Raw genomic sequence first — 26,423 nt, 5'->3', positions numbered from 1 at the left:
ATATGATAGCAAATACATTACCACTTCTTACTTGGAGATGGCTTAAGGTAAATGATGCCCTAATCGAATTGCCTGAGGTTTTAGAACAAGTAACAGAGATAACTGCAAAAGAAAATGATGAGATTTCAACACTTTTTGATTTCAGTAAAATAGAGGACGGAAATGATTCCAGACATATTAAAATAAAGATTACAGCAGAAAAGAACTCAAAGGTTGATTTATATTATGTTTCTAGATGCACTGATGAAAGTGCTGCTCTTACAGATATTGAAGCTGATGTGGATGAAGGTGCAACAGTTAATTTTATTCAGATAGAGTCTGGTGCAAAGAGAACTGTTACAAATTACACTGCTAATCTAAAGGGAAGAGGAGCCACTACAAATATAGATTCAGTGTACTTTGCAGGCGGAGAAGATAATCTAGATATTTTCTACCATGTTAATCATATTGGAGAAGAAACAGTTTCAAATATACTGGTAAATGGTGCACTTAAAGATAAGGCAAGAAAAACTTTTAAGGGAACGATTGATTTTAAGAGAGGATCTAAGGGATCAAAAGGAAGCGAAGAAGAATTTGCTACATTGCTTGATGAAGATGTAAGATCAATTGCCGTTCCAGTATTACTATGTGTTGAAGATGATGTTGAAGGGCTTCATGCTGCAAGTGCTGGTAAGATAGATCAAGATAAGCTTTTCTACATAATGAGTAGAGGCTTGAGTCAAGAGCAAGCAAAGAAAATGTTGGTTGAAACTCAGTTATTCCCGACAATAGACAAATTACCGGACAAGGATTTGGTTCAGGAAATTTGGGGAAACATCGAGAAAAGAATATAGACTGTATAGTCTTGGGAGGTTAGTATGAACAAGGAACAAATATTAGAAATAAGAAAAGAATTCCCATATCTTGATGAAGATAAGATGGGAAGGAAAATAGTATATTTTGATAATGGGGCTACTTCTCAGAAACCGAAATGCGTGATTGATGCATTGTCAAACTATTATAGTTACGAAAATGCAAATCCACATAGAGGTGCTCATTATCTTGGGATGTTGGCTACAGAAAAATATGAGTCTGCAAGAGAAACGGTAAAAAGTTTTATTAATGCAAAACAGCCTGAGGAAATAGTGTTTGTCAGAAACACTACTGAGGCACTAAACTTGATTGCATATTCATATGCTTTGGAATATTTAAACGAAGGTGATGAAATATTAATCTCCATTTATGAACACCATAGTAACCTAGTTACATGGCAGTACGTTGCACAAAAAACAGGAGCTATACTGAAGTATGTGTACCTTGACGATAATCACGAGCTTGATATGGAAGCATTTAAGAGTTCACTAAGTGAAAAAACAAAGCTTGTTTCTCTGGCCGGTGCATCAAATACTGTTGGAGCCGTAATTGATGTAAAAGAAATTACAAGGCTTGCTCATGAGGTGGGTGCAGTTGTTTCAATAGATGCTGCTCAGCTTTCGCCTCACGTTAGAGTGGATGTACAGGATTGGGATGTTGACTTCATTTCTTTTTCTGGACACAAGATGTATGCACCGATGGGAATAGGTGTGATGTATGGTAAATATGAACTTTTGGATAAAATGGTACCATATATGTACGGTGGAGATATGATTGAATATGTTTATGAACAAAACACTACTTTTGCAAAGCCAGCAGCAAAATTTGAAGCTGGAACGCAAAATGTTGGTGGTGCGATTGCACTAGCAGCTGCTATAGATTTTATGGAAAGAGTTGGAGTTGAAAACATTCACGAGCATGAATTAGCTTTAACTGATTACGCTTATAAAAAAATGAGCGAACTAGAATTTGTAGAAATATATTCAACACCAAGCTACAATAGATCTCCATTGGTGTCATTTAATATAAAGGGTGTTCATTCACACGATGTTTCAACAGTTCTTGATACATATGATATAGCTATAAGAACAGGTCATCATTGTGCTATGCCATTACACGGATACTTGAAACAAAATTCTACTTGTAGAGTGAGCTTTGCAATCTACAATACATTTGAAGAAATTGACTTTTTTATTGACAAACTAAAAGAAGTTAGAAAGGTGATGGGTTATGGATCTTAAGAGTTTGTACACAGATATGCTGCTTCAAGAGAGCAATAATAAAGCAAATATGAGGGAATTAAGCTCTCCAACATTTTCGGAGTTAGGTCATAATCCAAGCTGTGGTGACGAAATAACTCTTCAGATTGAAATGGATGGAAAAACGATAAAGGATGCAAGCTTCACGGGAGAAGGCTGTGCTATTTCTAGAGCATCAACATCTATGATGATTGACCTAATAAAGGGAAAAGACATATACGAGGCGAAAGCGTTGACAGAAAAATTCATTGGTATGATAAAGAAAGAAGTAGAAGTTGACGATGATTTAATAGAGGCATTGGGTGATGCAGTTGTTTTGGAGAATGTGTCAAATATGCCAGCCAGAGTAAAATGTGCAGTTTTGGCATGGCATACTCTTTCCAATATCATCGATAAAAATTTCGAAAAATAAATTTATTACTCGTGAATGATGGAATTGACTCGTAAAATTGGAGGTTTTTTATGGACTATAAAAAGAAAAAACTCCTTGAATTTGAAGAAGGAGAAAACGCAACTGCAGATCTATTTGGCGATGGTGCGATAACTAAAAAATCGATCAATGATGATGAAGATGATTTCGGCTATGAGTTGGATGAATCTGGAATGATTCCAAAGCTTGAAGAATTAAAGGCTGCTGGAGTGAATTCATCACGAGATGAATCAGAAGATAGTAAGCTACAAAAAAATACAGCCAGACACATTGAAAAATTAAATCTGATGGATGAAGGCATTGACCTATTAGAAGATGAAGAAAACACATCGGAAAATGAAGATGAAGCATATGTTGATGATGAGTTGTGGAATGAGGATGACTTTTCTAATTTAAAAATTGATTTTTATGATGATGAAGATTCTTCAATATCAAGGGAGCTTGGTAGAATCGCCAGTGCATTGGAAAGAATTGCTAATTCATTGGAAAAAGGTAGACGCGGTTAATCTTTTGTATTTAAATTTTTATGCTACAGCATAAGGTCTATTTTGACTTAGGCTGTAGCATTTTTACTATCTTTTGAATTAAAGAATTAAAATTTTTGCCAATTTTATAAATCGATTTAAATTTTGTGCCTCAGTTAAAAGTTTATTTTCTGTGAAGCATTTTTTTAAATTGACTATTATATTTTTCGATAAACATTGTAAACAAATAGTCGTAAAGAAAATATGCAATAATCAAAATCACAGGAAGAAAAATAGTCAAACTATTATTCAGTATAGTTTTGTCAAAAAAAGCGGTCGACACAAGGTAAAGTGCCGAAAAAGCACAAATAGAGTAGATGAATTTTATCATATACTGAAATTTTATTTTCCTAACCTTTGATTCAATCAAGTATTTTATTATAGCATAATTTCCAAATGTAAACGCATAAACTATAAAATGAAGCTTATTATTTATTAGAATAAAAGCAAACAATATACTTGCGACACAGAATATGCTTCCAAATTTAATATTTGATTCAATTATGGCAACCGCCATAAATAGAGATGAAACTGCCATTAAAGCGATGGTATTTGTTGGAATATAGTTGATCAAAACGATTGTAATCAAGTTTAATGCCAACAGTATACCATTGGTCGCAAGATATTTGGTTTTTATATCTTTATCGAATTTTTCATTCATATTTTTCTCCGATTAGCAGCAAGTGATTAAATCCCCGCCGGCACATTCACAACAAGAATCACAGCACCATAAAGTGCAAAGTGTATCGCAACAGCTATCACCACAGCAGCAACAGCATCCAGGATTATTCATTCTCTGTCTATTGTTATTGTAATAGTTTGCTCTGTCATTGTAGCCATTTCTATAATTAATATACCTATTGTATGCCTCAGTATATTCTTGGTTTTCAGGATCCATAAATTTTGCTCTTTTGATAAAATCCTCACCTTCTTCATAGTATCCAAGATTCATCGCTGAAACTCCTCTCATAAAATACCACTCTGCGTTTCTATCAAAAATATTGTTAAGAGCCTCATAACAATTTCTGAAATTTCCTTGTGAGAATAAATTTCTTACTTGTGAATAGTCTGCATATGTACTCATAAATTACCTCCCATTATTTTTCGAATCTATACGACGATAAACGAAATTTTACGTATTAGTATAATACAATTACCATAATATTAGCTAAATTGGTCAATCAATAATATTAGCCAAATTGGATAATAGATTAATTATTTGTTACAGTCATCTTCAATATGGATGACATCTGTATTTAACTGATATATGACATCTTTTCTCTCAACTATAATCTTTGTTCTTTTTTTAAAGGAAGAATCCTCAGAAAGCTTAAAAAGAAGTTCTCGAGAAGGATTTATAGCTATTGGATGTCCAACTCTTTTTAGCATATCAAAATCTCCATTTGTGTCCCCATAGGCGTATGAAGCATCCATATTAATATTGTACTTCTTTATAAAGTCATCAATTGCTTTATTTTTGCTCTCAGAATCCCACATCGGAATGACACCACCAGTCATTTTTCCATCAATATATTCATAGGTACTTCCAATATAATCATTGACCTTGTATTTTTTAGCCATTCGCTCGACCAAGAAATCTGGTGATCCCGAAATAAATATTATTATATGGCCTTGGCTTTGATGCCATTTAATTCTAGATCTTGTATATTTATAGACTCTGTCCGCCTTTAGCTTGATAACTTGATCACTGGCAAAATCCATAAAAGACTTTTCTAGGCCAGTTATTGCTTCTACATATTGATCAGATATTTCATGGAGATAATCATCGTAGTTTCCTTGCCTCTTTTCCCAGTTTTTATATGTGTTTTCAAGATGTTCTGACCACTCCCTAGAGTCAATCAACTCATATTTTATCAATTTTTTAAAATGTTCAATCAGTAATGAATCCCTGTACAGAGTACCATCAATGTCAAAAAACGCAACAATATTTTTTTTCATAAGTACCTCCAATTTCAATTCTTTAGACTATTATATCACTATCTGATAATTTGTTGAACAAAATATTCAATTATACTAAAAAATCGAGCTTGATTTTGATGGATAAGATATTCAATTATGCTAGAAAATTGAGGTTGATTTTGATGGATAAGTTATTCAATTATACTGAAAAATAGATACCTAAGTATTAAAAAATAAGCAGCTGTATGGCAGATATTTTAATAATGTTCAATTGATTGATGAGATGTGTAGTATAATAGATATAGTTGTTATGTGATGGAGGTAAGTATGAATTTTAAAAGAGCATTTTGTACAAATACAAGGCTAATGGGAGCTATGATGATGGCAGTTGAGTGGGAATCGGATATATCAGGAATAGAAGCACATGTGTTTTTATTAGATTCTGAGGGACTGGGAATATATGATTTTTTCGTAAAAAAGGATGCAAGTGACAGGGAGTTATCTGACTTTTATATCAATAAGAGTAGTTGCTTTGGTGGTGAAAATATTGAATTGGAAGAAGTAGAAGCCTTGTCGCTTTTCGCACATTTTTATGATAAGAATATAAGAAATGAAAAGGAGATTCCTGAAAATCTTACAGAGAAAATGTATGATTTCTATATAGAAAAATTAAAGAAGTGCAGTAATAGTAATAATATTGATGACAATAATGATGGTAGTGATAGTAATGATGTAAGTTGTTTCGATTTTGCAAAAGTCAAGTCACTGAGTGTTATGTTCAACAAGCTGTGTAAAAAAATTGACTCTGAATACGAATTTGTCAATTATATGGTCATGAGATTTATTGCGAGAGATAGAGAGGCTTTGCTTAGTTTTTCGGGTAGTGATTTGTTGTCTAATCAGCATATAACCGAAATTAACGGAACTTTTCTATATAACCACGTCAATAGAAAGAGTGATGATAGATATATTTGTAGTACTGTATACGAGGACATCGACGGATATTACGAAACAAAGCTGATTATTGTAATCGAAAAAAATGTTGATATGTATAATCTTTTGTCAATTATCATTACATTTAACAACCCGATTAGTGAAGAAGATGTATTTGAATTGATTTCAAAACGGGAGGCTATAAGTGTTTTTAATATACTTGATGAAAACTTCAGTGTAGATGATTTAGATATATTTGATAAAATCGATAACATGATAACCAATCTATATAAAAGTATTCAAAGATTGGAATACGAAAATGGAGTTTTGTACACACAATATTGGAGTGATAATAGCCATGTGGATAATGAAATATATGTAATCAACAACGATATACAGTTTTTGATATACGTTGATGACGAACGATTATATTTGGCTACTTATGATTATGAAACCCAAATTTTTGTGGAAAATTTATTGAAGAGTATTTTGGAGAACATTGTTGAGTTTGATGGAGTTTATGAGTTCGATCAAAACGTTCTTTTTGATTTTATACAATCAGGAGAAATTGACCTTATTTTTTAACGTTATAAACTTGTCATAAATTTTTATTATAAAGAAAAAATTGTTTTTTTATAGAAGTTAAAAGGCAAAAAATAATGTGATACTCTATAAAATAACATAATTCTGAAAATTAAATAAATTGATAAATTGTGTATAATTTCCAAAAAATAAACATTTTGTTGACATAAATTTTTATATTTGGTATAAATTAATTATCAAATTGTTTCTATTTAGATTAACGTCAAGTAAAAAAATATGAAATACCTAAGGGTGTATTTTTTAAAATGTTTTGGAGGTATGATATGAAAAAATTGATGACAGGCGATGAAGCTATCGCAAGAGGTGTTTTTGAAGCTGGTGTAAAATTTGCATCTGCTTATCCGGGTACTCCTAGTACTGAGATTTTGGAAAATTTGTCTGAAATCGATAGAAAATATTTGGTAGCAGAGTGGGCTCCAAATGAAAAGGTAGCCTTGGAATCAGCAATCGGTGCGAGTGTGGCAGGTGCTAGATCATTTGCGGCTATGAAACATGTCGGGTTAAATGTTGCAGCTGATCCATTTTTTACAGCAGCATATTCGGGGGTAAATGGTGGTTTGGTTCTTGTTACTGCTGACGAACCGGGACAATTTTCATCACAAAACGAACAAGATAATAGAAATTTAGCAAAGGCAGCGTTTGTTCCAATGTTTGAACCTGCTGACAGTCAAGAATGTAAGGTAATGGTAAAGGCTGCTTATGAAATGAGTGAGGAATATGATACTCCAGTTATAATAAGAATGACAACTCGTGTCTGTCACTCAAAAGGATTAGTTGAAATTGAAGATAGAGAAGAAGTGGGGATAAAAAAATGGGAAAAGCAACCACTTAAATATGTAATGGTGCCAGCTAACGCAAAGGTTAGAAAGCAATATGTGTTTGAGAGAATGGAAAAGCTTTTCGATTATTCTAATAGCTGTGAATGGAACTTCGCTGAATACAATGATACAAAAATTGGTGTTGTTGTTTCTGGTGATTGTTATCTTTATGCGAAAGAAGTGTTCGGCGACGATGCATCTTACCTAAAGGTAGGTTTTAGTAATCCGTTACCTGATAAGCTTTTCAAGGAATTTGCTGGGAAGGTCGACAAGGTATACGTAATTGAGGAAAACGATCCGATAATGGAAACTCATATAAAGGCATTGGGCATCGAATGTCATGGTAAGGATGTATTTCCTAGTCATGGTGAAATGATACCAGAAGTAATCAGAAGATCTATTTCAGGAAAGGAAGTTCCAATTTTCGATGAAGCAAAAGAGGTTATGATAAATCGTGCTCCAACGTTCTGTGCAGGATGTCCACATAGAGGCTTCTTCTACACATTGGGTAAGAGAAAAAATATAATGATATCTGGGGATATAGGATGTTACACATTGGGATATGGTGCTCCTTATAATGCAATGGATATGACACTTTGCATGGGTGCGAGTATAAGTATGGGACATGGTGCATCACAGGTATTCTCAATGGATGAAAATCAAGACGTTAAAGTTGTTTCTGTAATCGGTGATTCAACATTCTTCCATTCAGGAATCAATTCCTTGTTAGATGTTGTGTACAACAACAGCAGCACTGTTACATGTATTCTTGACAATAGAATTACAGGAATGACTGGTCAGCAACAAAATCCAGGTACAGGATTTACAGCTCAGGGTCAGCAGGTTACTGAAGTTGATATTGAGTCAGTTGTTCGAGCAATAGGTGTTAAAAATATTAGACGTATTAATCCTAACAGCCTTGAGGAAGTTGAAGCAGCACTGGATTGGGCGTTAGCACTAGATGAACCATCTGTAATCATCACTTGGTGGCCATGTGCGTTAAAGATTCAGTCTGAAAGCGATAAGGAAAACTTCCCTGGTTCTTTCCAGAGTAAATATTTTGTTGATGAAAGTGTATGTATAGGATGTAGAAAATGTACAAAGACAGGATGTCCAGCAATTTCATTTAAGAAAGAAATTAAGAAATCTTCAATAGATCCTAATAAGTGTGTGGGATGTAGTGTTTGCGCTCAGGTTTGTCCTGTAAAAGCGATAAGAAAGGTGGAAAAATAATATGACAAAGAATGTATTACTAACTGGAATTGGCGGACAAGGGACAATAACTGCTAGCAAGCTTTTGACTATTGGCTTGATGAGTGCAGGATATGATGTAAAGATGAGTGAAGTACACGGTATGAGTCAAAGAGAAGGTCAGGTATTAACTCATCTGAGATACGGCGACAAAGTTTTTTCTCCAGTTGTACCTATGGGAGAAGCTGATATTATAATGGGATTTGAAGAATTGGAGGTATTGCGAAATATTGACTACTTAAAAGAAGATGGGGTCGTAGTATTGAATACTGCACGATTTAATCCAATTGGCGTATTAAGTGGTAAGGATACCTATCCAGAAAATACAAAGGAATTGATTGAGGCAAGAGCTGGAAAGGTCTACTCCTTTGATGCTACAGCAGAAGCAGAAAAGCTTGGGAATCCAAAGGTAATGAACATTATATTATTGGGGACAATAATAAAGAGCATGAATTTGGAAGATATAGATTGGGATAAAATAATAGAGGAAAATGTAAAGCCGAAATTTGTTGATTTAAACAAAAAAGCATTAAGAATTGGTAAGAGTTTAATTTAGCTAACTAATATACTATAATTTGTCAGAAGGAGAGTGTGATACAATATTATTGATAATATAGATGTCAGCTCTCTTTCTAAATGTTGACACAGATGGAAAGTAAAAAAGAGTAAAAATAATATATTGAATAAAAATAGGTTAGAGGAGAAAATTATGATTAGAACTTTTGATGAAGTAATAGAGAAAGTAAAAGCATTTCCAGAAATGAAGCGTTGTGGTGTTTGTATGGCGGATGAAGCTGCGATTGGTGGGGCATTAGAGGCTGAAAAAATTGGGCTAGCAAACCCTGTTTTCATAGGTGATAAGGAAGAAATATTGAAAATACTAAAAGAATTTGGAGCTACAAAGGACTATGAGATAGTTCATGTTGATTCTCCAAAAGAGGGTGCTGAAAAGGTCGTTGAGCTTGTAAGAGAAGGTAAATTAGATTTTATTTTAAAAGGGCACATAGAAACTGCAGTACTAATGAGAGCCGTAGTTGATAAAGATAGGGGACTTAGAACAGATAGATTGATTTCACATATGTCGTTTGAACAGGTTCCTACTTACCATAAGTTGATCACAATAACTGATGGTGGGATGTGTCCTTATCCAAACGTTGACGAAAAACAGCAGATAATTGAAAATGCTGTAGACATATATCATAAGCTGGGTTATGAATGCCCAAAGGTTGCGTGTCTTTCAGCAATTGAAAAGGTAAATCCTAAAATGCAGTGTACTGTTGATGCTGGTGAACTAAAGGCAAGAAATCAAAGAGGTGAGATAAAAGGCTGTATAGTTGAAGGACCTATTTCGTTTGACCTTGCATATTCGCCAAACGCTGCGAAGATAAAAGAGTATGAAAGCGAAGTAGCTGGAGATCCAGATATATTAGTTGCACCAGATTTACACGCAGGAAATATATTGGATAAAACCTTTAATTTTGCTGCTGGAGGGAAAATGGCTGGATTTATTGTCGGAGCAAAATGCCTTATAGTATTGACTTCTAGAAGTGCTTCTGCAGAAGAAAAATACTTATCAATAGCAATGGCAGCACTTGCTCATCAATAAGACCTTTACAAAATGTATGGTAATGTAATAAAATAAAAAATATGGTTAATTTGTTGGAGGAGAATAATGAAAATATTAGTAATTAACCCAGGCTCTACGTCTACAAAGGTTGGCATATATGAGGATTTGAGCGAAGTAATCGTTGAAAATATTAGTATCGCAGCCGAAGAATTGAAGAAATTCAATGATCTTTATGATCAGACAGAAATGAGATTAGAACAGGTTTTAAGTTTCTTAAAGAAAAATAATCTTGAGCCAATAGATTTGGATGTTATAGTTTCAAGAGGTGGAATGCTACCTCCAGTCCATACAGGTGCTTATGTAGTAGATGACAATCTATGTGACATAATGAGAAACAGACCAGCTCAGCTACACGCCTCGAATTTGGGTGCATTGGTCGCAAGAGAGATATCAAAAAAGGGAAATGTACCTGCATATATTTATGATGCGGTTTCCGTCGACGAGTTAAGCGATTTGGCTAGGTTATCTGGAATAAAAAAATATCCTAGAAGAAGCTTCTCACATGCATTAAATACGAGAGCTGTTGCAATGAGATATTGTAAAGACAATGGATTGGACTACTACAATTCTTCAATTATAGTGGCACATCTTGGTGGTGGTATTTCCTTGAATTTTCAAAAAAATGGTCATTTAGTCGATATCTGTTCTTCAGATGAAGCTCCATATTCAACAAATAGAGCCGGATATCTGCCAATCTATAGCTGTATTACTATAGCAAAAGAAGAAGGACATATTGCACTTCAAAGATATGAAGACAGTACGGGTGGACTGATATCATACCTAGATACCAATGATGCGAGAGAGGTTGAAAAGATGATATCAAACGGAGATGACTACGCCAAGCAAATTTACGAGGGAATGGCGTATCAAATAGCGAAATCAATAGCATCATTGTCAGTTGTGGATGACGGTAGAGTGGATGGAATAATTTTAACAGGAGGAATGGCTCATTCTAAGATGCTTACAGATTGGGTAATAAATAAGGTGTCATTTATTGCTCCTGTGTCGATATACGCTGGTGAGTTCGAAATGAATGCTTTGGCAGCTGGAGGCTACAGGGTTATGAAGGGTGAAGAAGAGGCGGATTTCTTAAAATAAATAAAAGGGTTTATGGGTTTCCTACAATAATCCAAATATATTAGGTAAGGAGATTGAATAATATCATATTTATCACTATATAAAATTTATGAAAAGTAGTAATTTTCTAGAAATTAGAGTACATAGTATGATATTTAAGAAGTATTTTATGGGAAAAGATAATTATAAAGGATCAGTTAATGATTATGATTCATTTATTGTATTTTTAGATACATTGGCAGTAATAATTTCGGAAATGTTTGGCAAAAACTGTGAGGTAGTAATCTCTGATATTGATAATCCAGAAAAATCTATACTTTCTATTTACAATGGGGAAGTGACTGGTAGAAAAGTCGGAGATCCTTTGTCGACAAGATCTGAAGAGTTAATAGAAAGAAGTAAGGGCGGATATAATATTAACTATAAAAAAGCCAATAAGCGAATCAAAAAGGAAATAAAATCTTCAACAATCGTAGTGAAGGCATTCGGAAGGAATTTGTCATTTTGCATTAATTATGACTGTGATGATTTGTGTTCAATACAAAGCACTCTAAAGAAGTTTTTGTCGATGCAGGATGATGTGTATGATGAATTCGACATATATGACAATGGACAGATTGTGGAACAAAAATTTGAAATTGAAGTCGAAAAAATGAACAAGTCTATAGTTAGTATGAATAAGGCAGACAGATTGACTTTGATAAGAAACTTGAAAAATTCTGGAGTGTTTAAGATACAAAAAAGCGTTCCTTATATAGCTGAGAAGTTGGGGGTATCAAGGTATACAATCTATAATTATCTAAATGAAATACAAAACGAAAAAAAATTAGAATCTGAAGAATAAGTACAGTGCTACTAGATTTATAAAAAAGGACGCAAGAAAAAATGAATTGTAAAAAATAGGAAAATATTAAAAAAAAATAATAAAATATGTTTAACATGATGTTTTTTGGGGCAAATATATAATACAAACATAATAAATTAAAATACTCAATCTCCCCAAATAAGGTTCCTACCCCCTAGGAACCTTATTTATTTTTTAATGAAAGATTTTCCCAAGTATTTTTTTATATCATCTTCTGATGAAAAGTCGTCAATCAATATTTCTTTTCCAGTTTCTTCAAAAACCACCAAAACTTCGCAATCTCCCTGTAGGAAAAATTTTCGTACAGTTTCTTCTTTTATCTCTCTAACTTTTGTGATATTCTTTTTTTCTTTTTCAAAATCCTTTGTGTAATAGCTACCCATAATATTAATAAATTTCGTGTATCTGTTCATATGTCTCTCCTTAAAAAATTAGTATTGTCACTTATTACGAATTGTGAATCTTTTTTTTCGGCTTTAACCGATTTCTTTATTTTATTATATATTTTCATTGGTGTTCTTATCAATATTTTTTTTCGAAAAAGTAATTTTTAGCAAATTTGTGGTAAAATATATTTATAGGATTGAGAAAACATATTGAAATAAAAGATACATTTTACAAGGTGGTGTTTTTTATGAAGTTAAACAATATAAAGGGCAATACTCATTGGATAAGAGGTGGGACTAACACTGGTATATACGTCTTTGAAGACAATACAGTATTGCTAATTGACCCTGGAATCAGTGGTTCTAGGCAGGAAAAAATAATAAAACTGTTGGATGAAAATAACCTACAACTTAGGTATATTTTTCTCACTCATGAGCATGAGGACCATGTTGGAGGAATAACCCAGTTGAGGAAAAAATATATAGATGTGACAGTAATATCTACAAATAAAGCAAAAATATTGATAGAAAATCCCGATTTGTATATGGATTCAATAATTGGTGGCAGAAGACCTCAGGAATTGATGGATGTTATTTATAAATATATATCAGAGCCACATATAGATGATAGAAATTTTAGATGTGTAGATGAGATTGTATTTCCAAACGATAAGCTGGAAATTAAAGGACATACATTCAATATTTTCAATTGTGCGGGGCATACGGAAGGATGTGTTGGAATTGTAACTGACGATGGAGTGGCATTTCTTGGGGATTTATTGATAACGAAAAATTCTTTGGATAAATTCGATTTTCTCTTTATGTGTGACTGTAACAGTCAACTAAAGTCACTTGACAATTTGAGAATAGTCGATTTTGAAGTAGCCATACTAGGTCACTCAAGTGTGATTTTTTCGAAGCAAGAAGCTTTGGAATTGGCTGATTATAACAATAATGTATTGATGGAGCATATCTCGTTCATCTTGACTGTTATGGAAAAACCAATAACATTTGATGAGTTAATAGGCATTATTGTAAGAGAAAAAAATTTGAGATGTAATTACATAGCATATATTGAATACAGAAATTCTCTAAATGCGCTTATTTCATATTTGTTGGATAAGGGTGCAATAAAGTATGTATTCGATAATTTTGTGATGAAATATGTAATATCAACTGAAGAAAAAGAAAATGATTAAATAAACGGAGGATAATATGGATTATCAAAAATGGGTAGAGATCATAGGACCATACTCAAATGCTGTAGAGGAGTTAAAAATTAAATTTAGAAATATCAGAAAAGAATATCTGGATATGGGTCAACATTCTCCTATTGAATTCGTTACCGGCAGAACAAAAAAAATATCTTCAATAATGGCAAAAATGAAGAAATTAGATACAAAGAACATTGAAGAGGATATAGAGGACATTGCTGGAATCAGATTGATGTGTCAGTTTGTCGAGGATATTTATACAATTGTCGATATTGTAAAAAAAAGAACAGACATGCGAATTATCAATGAAAAAGACTATATCAATAACTCAAAAGAGAGTGGCTACAGGAGTTATCATCTTATTATAATGTATCCAATTAACACTATTGAAGGCTATAGAGAGGTTCAATGTGAGATTCAGATTAGAACTTTGGCGATGAATTTTTGGGCAACTATTGAGCATTCACTAAAATACAAATACGATCACTATATACCTGATGACTTGGCAACAAGATTGAAAAGAGCGGCTGATGCAGCTTTTAGACTTGATCAAGAAATGGGCGAGATAAGAGAAGAAATAATAAAGGCACAGGAGTTATTCACTGAAAAAGAATATGCTACAACAGACGCCTTTTCTAGGGTACAAAAATTAAAAGAGTTGGGCGATTTGGAAAATTATTTCTTGTATAGACATAGATTAAACATTATGTCTAGTAAAAATGATATTCAGGGAATTATTGAATTAAAGAGAGAATTAGATGGAGTTTTAAGGGACAAAAGCTTTGTTAAATCAAGTGTTAATCCTGATAGAGATGAATAATGTCAAAGAAAATTTGTGGAAATGGAGATGTATATGAGATTATTTGCAATAGGTGACTTGCATCTGTCTACATCCGTTGATAAACCGATGACTATATTTGGAGAATGCTGGAAAAATCATGAAGAAAAGATTTTTTCGAATTGGAATAGGGTTGTCGAGGATGAAGATATTGTATTTGTTGTAGGCGATATTTCGTGGGCATCAAGCTTAAAAGAGGCTGAGCAAGATTTGGATAAAATATATAAAAGTAAGGGAACAAAGTTTTTTATTAAAGGGAATCATGATTACTGGTGGACCACAGCGACAGGATTGAGTAAACTTTTTGATGATAGTATGGTTTTTATGAATACGAACTATAGAGTTATAGGAGAGTATGCAATATGTGGTACAAGGGGATGGAACATACCTAATGACATAAAGTTTGATGAAAAGGATAATGAGATATATAAGAGAGAGGCTCACCGTCTGAAATTGTCTCTTGAGTCGGCGAGAAAGGATGGATTTAGAAAATACATAGTTCTAATGCACTATCCTCCTATAAACAAGGATTTGGATGAAACATTATTTTCGGATATCATAAGAGAATTTGGACCAGAGCATGTAATATATGGACACCTTCATGGCGAAGAAAGCTTTGATTATGGATTTCAAGGTTTGTATAGAGGTACAGAATACCATCTCGTTTCATCAGACTATTTGAAATTTGAGTTAAAGGAAATTAAGCAAAAGCCAACGATTTGTGTAGATATTGATGGTACGATAATAGATCCATATTTCTTTATTCCATATCTAAATAAATTAAATGGAGTAAATATAGATAAGAAAAATTATACATCAATCAAATGGACAGATACTTATGGAGATAGGTTCGGAAGCTTGTATAGAAACTTTGATACAATTTTTACCTATGTGTACGAGGAAGCAAAGCTGCTGCCAAATGTATTGGAGACAATTGAAATGTTGGAACATAGAGGCTTTAATGTATATTTCGTGACTGCTAGGGATACGAAAATTGATTCTATTACAAAAAAATGGATAGAGAAAAATGGAATGAATCCCGATAGAGTTATTTCCTTAGGAACGAAGAATAAGATAAATATTGCAAAGAAACTTGGTTGTGATGTATTCATCGAGGATGATCCGGGAAACATAGAGCAATTATTGTCTGCTGGATTTGAGGTAATTGCGTTGGATACAAATTACAACAGAGCTATAACAGGAGAAAGACTGACTAGAGTTTCAAATTGGGCAGAAATCATGGGAATATTTGAAAGCAAAGAATTATGATATCAAACATAAAAATTAATTGAAAAATAAACCAAAAAATAGATTGAAAATAAAAAAGGGCTCGCAACACTCTTTTTCCTAAACTTATGTTTACGGGATTTGAGTGTGCGAGCTTTTTTGATTGGAACCATTTCAATGGTCAGTCATAGCCTTTTTCAATTTGTTTAATAAAACAAAATTTTCGGTTTTATAAAGTTTATAGAGAATCCTTTGATCCTAATACATTGTCGATCTTTCCAAGAACAACATTCTTTATTGCTGCTCTACCTGCACCAAGATATTTTCTTGGATCAAATTCCTTTGGATTTTCAGCAAAGAATTTTCTCAATGCAGCAGTCATAGCCAATCTTAAATCAGTATCCATATTTATCTTACAAACTGCCATAGATGATGCTTTTCTAAGCATTTCAACTGGTATTCCTTTTGCTCCGGCAATATCTCCGCCAAATTGATTACAAGTAGCAACTGCTTCCTGATCAACTGCAGAGGCACCATGAAGAACTATAGGGAAATTTGGTAATTTGCTCTGGATGTCTTCAAGAATATCAAATCTAAGCTTTGCTTCACCTTTAAATTTAAATGCACCATGAGAAGTACCAATTGCAATTGCAAGTGAATCAACACCTGTTCTGTTTACGAAATCAACAGCTTGGTCTGGATCAGTATATTGATGAACATCACTTGTTACATCATCTTCTGTTCCTGCAAGTACGCCTAGTTCTGCTTCTACAGTAACATCGAATTTATGAGCGTATTCAACGACCTTCTTAGTTATTGCCACGTTTTCTTCGTAATCAAAATGTGAGCCATCGATCATAACTGAAGAGAAACCAGCATCTATAACTCTTTTTGCCATTTCAAAATCTGGACCATGATCTAGGTGAAGAGCACAGTCGACACCAATTTCATCAGATGCAGCTTTTACCATTGAAACTAATGTGTCAACGCCAGCATAGTTGATTGCAGACTTTGATGCTTGAATAATTACAGCAGAATTTCTCTCCTTACACGCTTCAAGAACACCTTGAAGTTGTTCTAAATTACTGATATTAAAGGCACCTATGGAGTAACCTCCTTCATATGCTTTTCTAAACATTTCCTTTGTATTAATTAATGCCATGATTTCCTCCTTTAAAACTTATAAAACTTACCCATCACTTAGATTATACCAAAAAAAGTATAAACTCACACTAAATTTAAAAAAAATAAATAATTCTATTGACAATTCTCTCGAAATATCGTATCATTGTGTTAGTTAATTAATACAGTAATGCAAAAATTACAGCTCTGTAAACAATAATTAAGAAAATCTTAAGATTTATATGAGGTATTTATTTAGAAATAAGTAATATAATGTATTTAATACAAAAATGTAAAAATTGTTGTAAAAAATTGTGAGGGAAAATATAGAGTAAGATAAAATAAAGTAAGGAGGATTGGCATGAAGGTTTTAATATTAACTGCAAAGTATGGAATGGGTCATATGTCTGCATCTAAGTCTATTAGTGACGATATCTTAAAATATAATAGTGCGGCAGAGATTTCAGTAGTTGATTTGTATCAGTATTCAATGCCTGTCCTATCAGATTACTTGTATTCTTTCTTTGGAGCAATGTTAAAGTATTCGAGTAAGACATATATTAAGTACTATAATAGCTCAGACAAGAGTACTGAAAATATAGACTTGATTACAAGAAAGCTTTCATATTCTGTTGAGAGGTTGGTTATGGAAGAAAACCCTGATGTATTGATTTCAACTTTTCCAATTATTTCAAAAGCTGTGTCATTATACAAAGAAAGAATGTCTGTAGATATACCATTGGTCACTTGTATTACTGATGTTAGTAGTCACTACGAATGGATTTCAAAGAATACAGACAAATACATTGTTCCTTGTATTGATGTGAAATATGATTTGATTAAGAAAGGTGTCAATCCAGATAGAATAGTTGTTTATGGGATACCAATTTCAAAGAAATTTAGAGAATCATTTACTCAGCAGGCTTTTTCAGAGCTTCACTCGAATTTGGTGAATATTTCAAAATACAATAGGAAGAAAGAATTGCTGATTATGGGTGGTGGACTTGGTATTTTACCAAAAACTCAGGATTTTTACAGAAAGCTCAATTCGACTGAAGGTTTGCATGTAACAATAGTTACTGGGAACAACAGAAAAATGTATGATTCGTTAAAGGATAGATATGAAAATATAACAGTTCTTGGCTATTCTGAAAATGTTTCAGAATTGATGTACAAGGCTGATTGTGTTGTAACTAAACCTGGTGGAATTACGTTGTTTGAGTCAATTTATTCATTGACACCGATTATTTCATTTATGACTGAGTTACCAAACGAATTGAGAAATATTGATTTTATTGAGGATAATAATTTTGGGATTTCGCTTCATTCAAAAGCGGAGGAAAATGTTGATAGAATTATTAAGTTCATCAATGACAGTAGTAAAATTGAGGGAATGAAAATGTCCATGAAAAAATTTGTGAACTCGTTGGAATCTGACTATTTTGATAATTATCTTCAGGATATCAACGAATTGAATGAAATTTATGGAAATGAGAAATATGCGTATAAGATAGGGAAAATAGCTCAGAAATAATTGGGTTTATAGGGGAATTATAACAAATATATTTTTAATCGTAATGCGGATTGATGTGATATGATGTGTTACGATTAAAAAACTTGAGGGATAGTGATAGTTTAAAAATAACTACTACATCATTTTACTTTTAGTTGCTTCTAGATTACTTGGAGGCAACTATTTTTTTAAAAAGATGAAGAAAAATTTAAGAAACGAAAAGTTAAAATAAAGTATTAAGGATGAAAAAAATTTCAAATAAGTGTATAATATAGTTATTAGGAATGTTTTTTGCTGGAGGTGATAAGGTGATAGAAAAAACTATTATAGTTTTGATATTGATTCTGTTGGTGTTTGTCGTACATTCGATAATACCAACATATTATAATAAATATTTCAATAAGAATGCTCAGAGAAAAACGAGCACGAAGAATGAAGTTATGCTTACATTTGATGATGGTCCAGATCCAAGATATACAAATAGGTTGTTGGATCTTTTGAAGGAAAATGACGTAAAAGCTACTTTTTTTATGGTTGCAGAAAATGCGAAAAAAAATAAAGACATTGTTAGACGAATGATTTCAGAGGGTCATAAGGTAGGGTTGCATTCATGGCAACACAGAAACGCGATGCTTTACAGTTATGCATATACAAAAAAAGATTTTGAAAATAGCGTAAAAATTATGAAGGCAATTGGAGTTGATGAGATATTTTATAGACCACCATGGGGGCACACAAATATTTTTTCTAATTATTTTGTAAATAAATTTGGCTTAAAAATGATTTTTTGGGATGTTATGGCAGAGGATTGGAAAAGTGAAAGTGTGCCAGAGATTATAATCGATAAATTAATGAAGAGAGTCACTCCGTATAGCATTATATGCTTGCACGATGCGGGTGAAAATTCAGGTGGAGACTACGGTGCTCCTGAAAATACAATTTTGGCATTGAAGGTTGCCATTCCAAAACTAAAATCAAAAGGGTATAAATTTGTTTTGCCTGAGTAAGAAGAGGGAGTAATTTATGGAAGGTTTTCAAAATAAAAAGAGTCAAATGATAGGTATAGGAATAATCACAGTATTGATGATTGCTGTGATTGCGTATATTTTGAAAGACGAATCTCTTGAAAATATTGTGAATACAATGCTTTCAATTAAGCCGATGTTTATTCTTATAGCAGTTACACTGATGATTTTTTATATATTATGCGAAGGTGTAAACATTTGGATTGTCATGAGAGCATTAAAAAAAGACGTCAATTTGTTGAATTGTTTGGGATATGGATTTGTTGGTTTTTATTTTAGTTCAATAACTCCTTCATCCTCAGGTGGGCAACCAGCTCAGATTTTTATAATGAAAAAAGATGGACTATCGATGACATCTTCATCACTTAGTCTGATGGTATTGCTTTTTTCTCATCAGCTAGTAATAATTGTCATGGGAATTTTGGCGTTTTTTTTCGTGCCTGACTTTAGCACCACATATCAAACTGGGTTTAAGCTTTTGCTAATCTATGGCTTTGGTTCAAACTCTGTGATTTTGATTGGAATATTGCTGCTTATATTTTCACCGAATATTGTTTTTGGCATTTTGAATTTCTTTGGTATACTTGTATATAAATTGAGATTGGTGAAGAATAGAGATTCAATAAAGAAAAAAATTGAGTCCTCAATAGTCGAGTATGAAAGAGGTGCTGCCTATATGAGAAATAATTTGAATGTTATAGTAAAGGTGACGATTGTCACGTTTTTTCAGATACTTGCGATGTTTTCTATACCGTTTGTCATCTACTATGCATTTGGATTGTCAAAATATAGCTATTTTGATATAGTTCTGGTTCAGGCTGTACTCAATATATCAGTTTCTTCATTACCTTTACCAGGTTCTGTTGGAGCTAGTGAATCCGTATTTCTTGATATGTTTAAAACCTTTTTTGGGAACTTTGTTATTCCGGGTATGTTACTTACAAGAATAGCAAATTTTTATATAGTTTTAATTATCAGTGGCGTGATTTCTCTGTTGATGTATTTTAGAAAAAATAATGAAATGCCGGGAGGAGTAGAAACTCAATGAAAAATAGGTTGGAACAGGTTATTTCACAAAAAATTAGTATAAATACAAATATAGTTCAGTCTCTGAAGGTTCTTCATACAAACAGAATGGAGCTTGAAGAAATGGCTGAAATAGAAGCGACTTCTAATCCACTTCTCGAAGTTGAAATTGACAAAGGTGTGGATTGGGAGCAATATTTCAAAAAAAATAGAGAGGCTTATATTTATGATAAAAATGAGTCATCATACAAAGATGATTCGGAATATAATTTTGAGAATTTGGCAAAAAGCTACGATTCACTTTACGATAGTCTGCATGGTCAGATAAATACAATGTATATGCCTCCAAATAAAAAGATAATTTGTAATTACCTCATAGATAGCTTGGATAAGGATGGATATCTAAGAGAAAATGAACAAACAATTTCTGAATTGTTGGAGGTTGAAGAGGATTTGGTTTTGGAATGTATAGGTATCATTCAATCTTTGGAACCGCATGGGATAGGTGCAAGGGATCTAAAGGAATGTATGATTATACAAATTAGAAACAATGGAATTGAAAATGATGTTTTAGAAAAGATAATTTTAAATGACTTAAATTTGGTAGCCAATCTAGATATAAAAAAATTATCTTCAAAGTATAATATCAGCAAAGAGGATACAAAAAAGAGTATTGAGATAATAAAGTCATTAAATCCAAAGCCAGTGGAATTTGATAGTGATGATAAAATAGCATATGTCTATCCGGATGTTTTAGTAGAAAAAAAGGGTCCAAAGTACATAGCAAAACCTTACAATGAAAAAAGAATGTCACTGAACATTAACTCATATTATAGTAATCTGCTAATAGAGTCGGATGACGAGGAAGTGAAGGCATACATTAGGGAAAATCTTACAAGAGCGAAGGAATTTATCAATGAATTTGATAGTAGAAATACTACAATTGTAAATATCGCAAATGCGATTTTGAATTTTCAAAATGAATATTTTGACAGTGATGAATTAAAGCCAATGACGCTATCCGATATTGCGGAGGTTTTGGAATGTCATGTATCTACTATAAGTAGGGGTGTAAATGACAAATATATGTTGACTCCAAAGGGACTGCTTGAATTTAAATTTTTCTTTTCAAAGGCATTCCAAAGAGGTGATGGAGAAGTAATATCTACAAGCTCAATAAAGCAAGAGATAAAAAAGATAATTGATGCTGAGGATTCTTCAAAACCACTAAGTGACAGTAGAATTGAAAAAATTCTTCATCAAAGAGGATATGATATCGCCAGAAGGACAGTATCAAAATACAGGGAAGAGTTGGGATATCTGAGTTCCACTATGAGAAAAAAGGTTAAATGAGATATGGGATAAAAAATGTCCCTTGTTGCGCTTTGGGAATTTAATACTATATAAAATTTAAAATAATTGATAAATAGCCATTTATTGAATAAACGATTAGGCTATTTATTTTTTTTTGAAATTTTTTATAAAAAAGTATTGCATTTTTTGTCCCGTGTGTATATAATGTAATCATGGGACAAGTAATAATTGAAGGGACTGAAAAAATCCCTAGTGCCGACGACATGGGAGGTGATGCTTATTGAATAGCTTGATAGAGGTTCAGAAAAAAATAGTTCCACAGGTTATCGAACAAATGAATAAAAGATATTCTATTTTGAGACAAATTTCAATAAGACAGCCAATTGGAAGAAGAGCACTGGCAGTTGTTTTGGACATGAGTGAGAGAATTACTAGAGCAGAGGTAGACTTTCTAAAAGAACAGGACTTGATAAATATTTCAACCTTTGGAATGACGATAACCGATGCTGGTAGAAAGCTTCTGGATGACTTAGAGTATGTGATGAATGATATCATGGGAATTACTGATCTAGAAAAAGAATTAAAAAATAGGTTAGGTTTGAAGTTTGTAGCAATATCAGAAAGTGTTGGAGATTCTCAAGAAGGTACTTTGAAGACTGTTTCAAAGAAGGCTGCTAGATATCTAGCGGAAAATATAAGATCTGGTGACATTATAGCAATCGCTGGAGGTACGACAATGAGAGAGGTAGCTCTTAATGTTGAACTAGAGGTAAATTCAAATAACAACGATGTGGTTGTGCTTCCCACAAGAGGAAGTGTTGGGTCAGATATTGATCTTCAGGCTAATAGCATCGCAGGCTTGCTAGCTAAGAACATCGGATCAAGGGTCGAGTATTTATATGTTCCGGATGATATAGATGTCATTACTAGAGAGAGCTTGATGTCTATTTCTGAATTAAAGAGAACTGTAAATGATCTAAAAAATGCGAATAAAATTTTCTTTAGTGTTGGAAGAGCTGATGTAATGTCTGAGAGACGAGGTATGTCAGAGGAGGATAGGAAAAAGCTAATCGACAGCGGTGCAGTTGGTGAGGCTTTTGGTCATTATTTCGACAAAGAAGGAAATATTGTATTAAAAATCAATACTATAGGGATTGACATTGAAATGTATAAAAACTGTGAAAATCCTGTAGTAGTATTTGGTGGGAATGATAAAGTCGATTCTTTCTTGGCACTGTATAAAATAAATAAAAACATATCCTTGATAACGGATGAGGATAGTGCCAAAGAAATATTGAATAAAGTGAAGGTAGTTTTGTAGACAAAACAAGTTTAAAGTGATTAAGTGATTGAAAAAAGATTTTGGAGGAATTAAAAAATGGTAAAAGTAGCGATTAATGGTTTTGGTAGAATAGGAAGATTAGCATTGAGAAAAATGATGGAACAGACTGATAAGTTTGAGGTTGTTGCAATAAACGACTTAACTGATGCTCATATGCTAGCTCATCTTTTCAAATATGATACATCTCAGGGTAGATTCAACGGTGAAATTCAGGTTGAAGAAGGTGCATTCATAGTTAATGGCAAGGAAATAATGGTTATTTCTGAGAGAAATCCTGAAAATCTTCCTTGGGGAGAGCTTGATGTAGATATAGTTCTTGAATGTACAGGATTGTTTACATCAAAAGAAAAGGCAGAGGCTCATATCAAAGCGGGAGCAAAGAAGGTTCTTATTTCTGCACCAGCGACAGGTGATTTAAAGACAGTAGTTTACAATGTAAATTCTGATATTATCGATGGAAGTGAAACTGTAGTTTCTGGTGCATCTTGTACTACAAACTGTTTGGCTCCAATGGCAAAAGTTCTAAATGACAAATTCGGTATTGTTGAAGGTTTGATGACAACAATTCATGCTTACACAAATGATCAGAACACATTGGATGGTCCTCATGGAAAGGGTGATTTGAGAAGAGCGAGAACTGCCGCTGCCAATATCATTCCAAATACAACAGGTGCTGCAAAAGCTATAGGCCTTGTAATTCCAGAATTGAAGGGTAAATTAGATGGTGCTGCACAGAGAGTTCCTGTAACTACAGGATCAATCACTGAATTAGTTTGTGTACTAGAAAAGAATACAACTGTAGAAGAAATAAATGCTGCAATGAAGGAAGCTGCAAATGAATCTTTCGGTTACAATGAAGATGAAATAGTTTCTAGCGACATAGTAGGAATTAGCTATGGTTCATTGTTTGATGCCACTCTAACAAAAGTAATGGACGTTGCCGGAAAGCAGTTAGTTAAGACAGTAGCATGGTACGATAATGAAATGTCATATACTTCTCAGCTTGTGAGAACTCTTGGATTAGTAGGAAGTTTGACAAAATAATAAATATAATTAAATAAAACTAGCGAAAGGTCATGCTTAAAGACCTCGTTGGCTTTAAAAAAATCAGTCCGAGGTATAGATTGTAATATTTGTACCTCGGATTTTTTATAAAAAACTTTTTGAGAGTCGGGACGTTTACCGAAACACTAATCATTTAATTATGGTATAATGGAAGTAAAGTAACACGTAATAAAATCAATAAGTATTATGAAACAAGGAGAAAAATTATGACAATGCTAAACAAAAAGACAGTTGAAGATATCGAAGTCAAAGGGAAAAAATGCTTGGTTAGATGTGATTTTAACGTGCCTCTTAAAGACGGAAAAATCACTGATGAAAACAGATTAGTGGGAGCGATGCCAACTATCAAATACTTGGTTGATAATGGAGCAAAAGTTATACTTTGTTCTCATCTTGGAAAACCAAAGGGTGAAGCAAAGCCAGAACTATCTTTGGAGCCTGTGGCAAAAAGACTTTCTGAAATGCTAGGAAAAGAAGTTGTGTTTGCGGCAGACGACAATGTTGTGGGAGAAAATGCAAAGAAGGCAGTTTCAGAAATGAAAGATGGAGATATCGTTTTATTGCAAAACACTAGATATAGAAAAGAAGAAACTAAAAATGAAGAAAACTACTCAAAGGAGCTTGCTTCTTTGGCGGAAATATTTGTAAATGACGCATTTGGTACGGCACATAGAGCTCATTGCTCAACAGTTGGAGCTGGTGAGTTTTTAGAGGCGAGAGTGTGTGGATATCTTATTCAAAAAGAGCTAGACTTCTTGGGCTCTGCGGTTGAAAATCCAAAAAGACCATTCTTGGCAATATTAGGTGGTGCAAAGGTCAGTGATAAGTTGGGTGTAATAAATAACCTATTGGAAAAGGTAGATACTTTGATAATAGGAGGCGGTATGGCGTACACATTTATCAAGGCGCTTGGTCATGAAATAGGCACATCTCTGCTAGAGGAAGATAAGATAGACTACGCAAAAGAAATGATAACCAAAGCTGAGGCAAAAGGTGTAAAATTACTTCTTCCAATAGACGTTGTATATGCTGATAGATTTGCTGAAGATGCACAACCACATATAACTGAAGGCAGAGATATACCTTCAGATTGCATGGGATTAGATATTGGACCAAAAACAGTTGAATTGTTTACAGAAGCAGTTAAATCTTCAAAAACAATTGTTTGGAATGGACCTATGGGAGTTTTCGAATTTGAAAACTTTGCAAAGGGTACAAAAGCAATTGCTCAGTCAATGGCTGAAACTGATGCTATAACTATAATAGGTGGAGGAGATTCCGCAGCAGCAGTTAATCAGATGGGATTTGGTGAAAGAATGAGCCATATTTCTACTGGCGGAGGAGCTTCATTGGAATTTTTAGAAGGTAAAGAATTGCCTGGTATTGCAGCATTGGACAATAAATAAAATAGATTGATAACATCGAAAAAAGTAAAGGAGAAGCTTGATGAGAACACCAATAATAGCAGGAAATTGGAAAATGAATAAAACAATTTCTGAAGGAGTGGCATTTGTAAATGAAGTAAAGGGAAAGACTGAAGGAAATGCTGAAGTCTTGATCTGTGCACCTTTTACATTGTTAAAGGACCTGAAAGAGGCGACAAAGGGAACAAATATAAAGATTGGGGCACAGAATATGCATTATGAAAATTCAGGTGCATTTACAGGGGAGGTTGCTCCTTCAAATTTGGTAGAATTGGGAATTGATTATGTAATAATAGGACATTCTGAAAGAAGAGAATATTTTAATGAAACTGATGAAACTTGTAACAAGAAGGTTCTTAAAGCAATAGAGGTTGGAATAAATCCAATCTTGTGCTGTGGAGAAACTCTTGAAGAAAGAGAGTCAGGGAAAACTCTAGATAAGGTTGAAAACCAGATAGTAAAAGGGCTAGCAGACGTAAAATCTGAAGATTTGGAGAAGGTTGTTATTGCATATGAACCGATTTGGGCAATAGGAACTGGAAAGACAGCAACGTCTGAGCAGGCAAATGAGGTAATATCAGAAATAAGAAAAGTAGTTAAAGGAATGTATGGAGATCTTGCTGAAAAAGTTAGAATTCAGTACGGTGGAAGCGTAAAACCATCAAATGTTGCGGAGATAATGGGACAGTCTGATATCGATGGAGCATTAGTTGGTGGAGCGTCTTTAAATCCTACAGATTTCCTTGGATTACTGAAATTTTAGTATGA

General features: G+C 33.3%; 26 protein-coding genes. 21 read left to right on the top strand and 5 right to left on the bottom strand.

Going from position 1 to position 26,423, the window contains the following annotated elements:
* The first annotated feature begins 2 nt into the window (after positions 1-2).
* The 4 genes from FYJ71_RS04620 to FYJ71_RS04605 are packed head-to-tail and all read left to right on the top strand — an operon-like array spanning position 3 to position 3,047.
* Positions 3-833, top strand: a complete 831-nt coding sequence (locus tag FYJ71_RS04620) for a SufB/SufD family protein (protein ID WP_154537653.1) — start codon at positions 3-5, stop codon at positions 831-833.
* A gap of 24 nt (positions 834-857) precedes the next feature.
* The gene (locus FYJ71_RS04615) at positions 858-2,093 is read left to right on the top strand and encodes an aminotransferase class V-fold PLP-dependent enzyme (protein WP_154537652.1); all 1,236 of its coding nucleotides are present in this window, start codon (positions 858-860) and stop codon (positions 2,091-2,093) included.
* Positions 2,083-2,523: a Fe-S cluster assembly sulfur transfer protein SufU gene (sufU, locus tag FYJ71_RS04610; RefSeq protein WP_154537651.1), complete on the top strand. Its 441-nt coding sequence runs from the start codon at positions 2,083-2,085 to the stop codon at positions 2,521-2,523. The genes FYJ71_RS04615 and sufU overlap by 11 nt, the downstream gene beginning before the upstream one ends.
* Before the next feature lie 50 nt (positions 2,524-2,573).
* Positions 2,574-3,047 carry a hypothetical protein gene (locus tag FYJ71_RS04605; protein WP_154537650.1) on the top strand — a complete coding sequence of 158 codons (474 nt, stop codon included), beginning with the start codon at positions 2,574-2,576 and terminating at the stop codon, positions 3,045-3,047.
* A 142-nt stretch (positions 3,048-3,189) separates the two neighbouring features.
* Here the strand turns inward: FYJ71_RS04605 and FYJ71_RS04600 are convergent, their stop codons facing one another.
* The 3 genes from FYJ71_RS04600 to FYJ71_RS04590 form a co-directional block, all read right to left on the bottom strand.
* Positions 3,190-3,726: a hypothetical protein gene (locus tag FYJ71_RS04600; protein WP_154537649.1), complete on the bottom strand. Its 537-nt coding sequence runs from the start codon at positions 3,724-3,726 to the stop codon at positions 3,190-3,192.
* Between the two features lie 12 nt (positions 3,727-3,738).
* Positions 3,739-4,149 carry a tetratricopeptide repeat protein gene (locus FYJ71_RS04595; protein WP_154537648.1) on the bottom strand — a complete coding sequence of 137 codons (411 nt, stop codon included), beginning with the start codon at positions 4,147-4,149 and terminating at the stop codon, positions 3,739-3,741.
* A 131-nt stretch (positions 4,150-4,280) separates the two neighbouring features.
* The gene (locus tag FYJ71_RS04590; RefSeq protein WP_154537647.1) at positions 4,281-5,024 is read right to left on the bottom strand and encodes an HAD family hydrolase; all 744 of its coding nucleotides are present in this window, start codon (positions 5,022-5,024) and stop codon (positions 4,281-4,283) included.
* Between the two features lie 288 nt (positions 5,025-5,312).
* Here FYJ71_RS04590 and FYJ71_RS04585 point away from each other — a divergent pair, with 288 nt between their 5' ends.
* The 6 genes from FYJ71_RS04585 to FYJ71_RS04560 all read left to right on the top strand — a co-directional run bounded on the left by FYJ71_RS04585 (position 5,313) and on the right by FYJ71_RS04560 (position 12,138).
* The gene (locus FYJ71_RS04585) at positions 5,313-6,503 is read left to right on the top strand and encodes a hypothetical protein (protein ID WP_154537646.1); all 1,191 of its coding nucleotides are present in this window, start codon (positions 5,313-5,315) and stop codon (positions 6,501-6,503) included.
* A gap of 281 nt (positions 6,504-6,784) precedes the next feature.
* A complete protein-coding gene (gene iorA / locus FYJ71_RS04580; protein WP_154537645.1) occupies positions 6,785-8,572 on the top strand; it encodes an indolepyruvate ferredoxin oxidoreductase subunit alpha in 1,788 nt (595 codons plus the stop codon).
* 1 nt (position 8,573) lies between these two features.
* On the top strand, positions 8,574-9,146 hold the full coding sequence (locus FYJ71_RS04575) for an indolepyruvate oxidoreductase subunit beta (protein ID WP_154537644.1): 573 nt from the start codon (positions 8,574-8,576) through the stop codon (positions 9,144-9,146).
* Between the two features lie 153 nt (positions 9,147-9,299).
* Entirely contained in the window at positions 9,300-10,196 is an 897-nt protein-coding gene (locus tag FYJ71_RS04570; protein WP_154537643.1) for a bifunctional enoyl-CoA hydratase/phosphate acetyltransferase, read from the top strand.
* Between the two features lie 66 nt (positions 10,197-10,262).
* The gene (gene buk / locus FYJ71_RS04565; RefSeq protein WP_154537642.1) at positions 10,263-11,315 is read left to right on the top strand and encodes a butyrate kinase; all 1,053 of its coding nucleotides are present in this window, start codon (positions 10,263-10,265) and stop codon (positions 11,313-11,315) included.
* A gap of 88 nt (positions 11,316-11,403) precedes the next feature.
* Positions 11,404-12,138: a helix-turn-helix transcriptional regulator gene (locus FYJ71_RS04560; protein WP_235899071.1), complete on the top strand. Its 735-nt coding sequence runs from the start codon at positions 11,404-11,406 to the stop codon at positions 12,136-12,138.
* 188 nt (positions 12,139-12,326) lie between these two features.
* On the opposite strand, the gene FYJ71_RS04555 is transcribed toward FYJ71_RS04560, so the two are convergent.
* Positions 12,327-12,572 (bottom strand): hypothetical protein, encoded by a 246-nt coding sequence (locus tag FYJ71_RS04555; protein ID WP_154537641.1) that lies wholly within the window; start codon positions 12,570-12,572, stop codon positions 12,327-12,329.
* A gap of 221 nt (positions 12,573-12,793) precedes the next feature.
* On the opposite strand from FYJ71_RS04555, the gene FYJ71_RS04550 reads away from it, so the two are divergent.
* Genes FYJ71_RS04550 through FYJ71_RS10050 form a run of 3 tightly spaced genes read left to right on the top strand, consistent with a single transcriptional unit; the run spans position 12,794 to position 15,866 of the window.
* A complete protein-coding gene (locus FYJ71_RS04550; protein ID WP_154537640.1) occupies positions 12,794-13,744 on the top strand; it encodes an MBL fold metallo-hydrolase in 951 nt (316 codons plus the stop codon).
* 16 nt (positions 13,745-13,760) lie between these two features.
* Positions 13,761-14,579, top strand: coding sequence for a GTP pyrophosphokinase (locus FYJ71_RS04545; protein ID WP_154537639.1), 819 nt, complete (start codon positions 13,761-13,763; stop codon positions 14,577-14,579).
* Positions 14,580-14,612: 33 nt separating this feature from the next.
* Positions 14,613-15,866 (top strand): 5' nucleotidase, NT5C type, encoded by a 1,254-nt coding sequence (locus FYJ71_RS10050; protein ID WP_154537638.1) that lies wholly within the window; start codon positions 14,613-14,615, stop codon positions 15,864-15,866.
* A gap of 196 nt (positions 15,867-16,062) precedes the next feature.
* On the opposite strand, the gene fba is transcribed toward FYJ71_RS10050, so the two are convergent.
* Complete coding sequence (fba, locus tag FYJ71_RS04535) at positions 16,063-16,986, bottom strand: class II fructose-1,6-bisphosphate aldolase (RefSeq protein WP_154537637.1); 924 nt, start codon at positions 16,984-16,986, stop codon at positions 16,063-16,065.
* 321 nt (positions 16,987-17,307) lie between these two features.
* On the opposite strand from fba, the gene FYJ71_RS04530 reads away from it, so the two are divergent.
* The 8 genes from FYJ71_RS04530 (at position 17,308) to tpiA (ending at position 26,418) form a co-directional block, all read left to right on the top strand.
* Complete coding sequence (locus FYJ71_RS04530; RefSeq protein WP_154537636.1) at positions 17,308-18,480, top strand: MGDG synthase family glycosyltransferase; 1,173 nt, start codon at positions 17,308-17,310, stop codon at positions 18,478-18,480.
* A 287-nt stretch (positions 18,481-18,767) separates the two neighbouring features.
* Positions 18,768-19,466 carry a polysaccharide deacetylase family protein gene (locus tag FYJ71_RS04525; protein WP_277087661.1) on the top strand — a complete coding sequence of 233 codons (699 nt, stop codon included), beginning with the start codon at positions 18,768-18,770 and terminating at the stop codon, positions 19,464-19,466.
* A gap of 16 nt (positions 19,467-19,482) precedes the next feature.
* The gene (locus FYJ71_RS04520; protein WP_154537634.1) at positions 19,483-20,532 is read left to right on the top strand and encodes a lysylphosphatidylglycerol synthase transmembrane domain-containing protein; all 1,050 of its coding nucleotides are present in this window, start codon (positions 19,483-19,485) and stop codon (positions 20,530-20,532) included.
* Entirely contained in the window at positions 20,529-21,863 is a 1,335-nt protein-coding gene (rpoN, locus tag FYJ71_RS04515) for an RNA polymerase factor sigma-54 (RefSeq protein ID WP_154537633.1), read from the top strand. The genes FYJ71_RS04520 and rpoN overlap by 4 nt, the downstream gene beginning before the upstream one ends.
* Before the next feature lie 241 nt (positions 21,864-22,104).
* A complete protein-coding gene (locus FYJ71_RS04510) occupies positions 22,105-23,145 on the top strand; it encodes a sugar-binding transcriptional regulator (protein WP_154537632.1) in 1,041 nt (346 codons plus the stop codon).
* Between the two features lie 57 nt (positions 23,146-23,202).
* Positions 23,203-24,210 (top strand): type I glyceraldehyde-3-phosphate dehydrogenase, encoded by a 1,008-nt coding sequence (gene gap / locus FYJ71_RS04505; protein WP_154537631.1) that lies wholly within the window; start codon positions 23,203-23,205, stop codon positions 24,208-24,210.
* Positions 24,211-24,437: 227 nt separating this feature from the next.
* On the top strand, positions 24,438-25,637 hold the full coding sequence (locus FYJ71_RS04500) for a phosphoglycerate kinase (RefSeq protein ID WP_154537630.1): 1,200 nt from the start codon (positions 24,438-24,440) through the stop codon (positions 25,635-25,637).
* A gap of 40 nt (positions 25,638-25,677) precedes the next feature.
* A complete protein-coding gene (gene tpiA, locus FYJ71_RS04495) occupies positions 25,678-26,418 on the top strand; it encodes a triose-phosphate isomerase (RefSeq protein WP_154537629.1) in 741 nt (246 codons plus the stop codon).
* The last annotated feature ends 5 nt before the right edge of the window (positions 26,419-26,423 follow it).

It is taken from the genome of Peptostreptococcus porci (assembly GCF_009695815.1).
Lineage (GTDB): Bacteria > Bacillota > Clostridia > Peptostreptococcales > Peptostreptococcaceae > Peptostreptococcus > Peptostreptococcus porci.
This window is presented reverse-complemented; position numbering and strand designations above follow the sequence as displayed.

What these genes read in the sequence shown, in the direction of transcription:
- gap (WP_154537631.1), top strand. Translation starts at nt 23,203, where the DNA reads ATGGTAAAAGTAGCGATTAATGGTTTTGGTAGAATAGGAAGATTAGCA.
- FYJ71_RS04500 (WP_154537630.1), top strand. Translation starts at nt 24,438, where the DNA reads ATGACAATGCTAAACAAAAAGACAGTTGAAGATATCGAAGTCAAAGGG.
- FYJ71_RS04590 (WP_154537647.1), bottom strand. Translation starts at nt 5,024, where the DNA reads ATGAAAAAAAATATTGTTGCGTTTTTTGACATTGATGGTACTCTGTAC.
- FYJ71_RS04530 (WP_154537636.1), top strand. Translation starts at nt 17,308, where the DNA reads ATGAAGGTTTTAATATTAACTGCAAAGTATGGAATGGGTCATATGTCT.
- FYJ71_RS04605 (WP_154537650.1), top strand. Translation starts at nt 2,574, where the DNA reads ATGGACTATAAAAAGAAAAAACTCCTTGAATTTGAAGAAGGAGAAAAC.
- FYJ71_RS04555 (WP_154537641.1), bottom strand. Translation starts at nt 12,572, where the DNA reads ATGAACAGATACACGAAATTTATTAATATTATGGGTAGCTATTACACA.
- iorA (WP_154537645.1), top strand. Translation starts at nt 6,785, where the DNA reads ATGAAAAAATTGATGACAGGCGATGAAGCTATCGCAAGAGGTGTTTTT.
- FYJ71_RS04585 (WP_154537646.1), top strand. Translation starts at nt 5,313, where the DNA reads ATGAATTTTAAAAGAGCATTTTGTACAAATACAAGGCTAATGGGAGCT.
- FYJ71_RS04520 (WP_154537634.1), top strand. Translation starts at nt 19,483, where the DNA reads ATGGAAGGTTTTCAAAATAAAAAGAGTCAAATGATAGGTATAGGAATA.
- buk (WP_154537642.1), top strand. Translation starts at nt 10,263, where the DNA reads ATGAAAATATTAGTAATTAACCCAGGCTCTACGTCTACAAAGGTTGGC.
- FYJ71_RS04620 (WP_154537653.1), top strand. Translation starts at nt 3, where the DNA reads ATGATAGCAAATACATTACCACTTCTTACTTGGAGATGGCTTAAGGTA.
- FYJ71_RS04570 (WP_154537643.1), top strand. Translation starts at nt 9,300, where the DNA reads ATGATTAGAACTTTTGATGAAGTAATAGAGAAAGTAAAAGCATTTCCA.
- FYJ71_RS04575 (WP_154537644.1), top strand. Translation starts at nt 8,574, where the DNA reads ATGACAAAGAATGTATTACTAACTGGAATTGGCGGACAAGGGACAATA.
- FYJ71_RS04600 (WP_154537649.1), bottom strand. Translation starts at nt 3,726, where the DNA reads ATGAATGAAAAATTCGATAAAGATATAAAAACCAAATATCTTGCGACC.
- tpiA (WP_154537629.1), top strand. Translation starts at nt 25,678, where the DNA reads ATGAGAACACCAATAATAGCAGGAAATTGGAAAATGAATAAAACAATT.
- fba (WP_154537637.1), bottom strand. Translation starts at nt 16,986, where the DNA reads ATGGCATTAATTAATACAAAGGAAATGTTTAGAAAAGCATATGAAGGA.
- FYJ71_RS04550 (WP_154537640.1), top strand. Translation starts at nt 12,794, where the DNA reads ATGAAGTTAAACAATATAAAGGGCAATACTCATTGGATAAGAGGTGGG.
- FYJ71_RS10050 (WP_154537638.1), top strand. Translation starts at nt 14,613, where the DNA reads ATGAGATTATTTGCAATAGGTGACTTGCATCTGTCTACATCCGTTGAT.
- FYJ71_RS04615 (WP_154537652.1), top strand. Translation starts at nt 858, where the DNA reads ATGAACAAGGAACAAATATTAGAAATAAGAAAAGAATTCCCATATCTT.
- rpoN (WP_154537633.1), top strand. Translation starts at nt 20,529, where the DNA reads ATGAAAAATAGGTTGGAACAGGTTATTTCACAAAAAATTAGTATAAAT.
- FYJ71_RS04545 (WP_154537639.1), top strand. Translation starts at nt 13,761, where the DNA reads ATGGATTATCAAAAATGGGTAGAGATCATAGGACCATACTCAAATGCT.
- FYJ71_RS04560 (WP_235899071.1), top strand. Translation starts at nt 11,404, where the DNA reads ATGAAAAGTAGTAATTTTCTAGAAATTAGAGTACATAGTATGATATTT.
- sufU (WP_154537651.1), top strand. Translation starts at nt 2,083, where the DNA reads ATGGATCTTAAGAGTTTGTACACAGATATGCTGCTTCAAGAGAGCAAT.
- FYJ71_RS04595 (WP_154537648.1), bottom strand. Translation starts at nt 4,149, where the DNA reads ATGAGTACATATGCAGACTATTCACAAGTAAGAAATTTATTCTCACAA.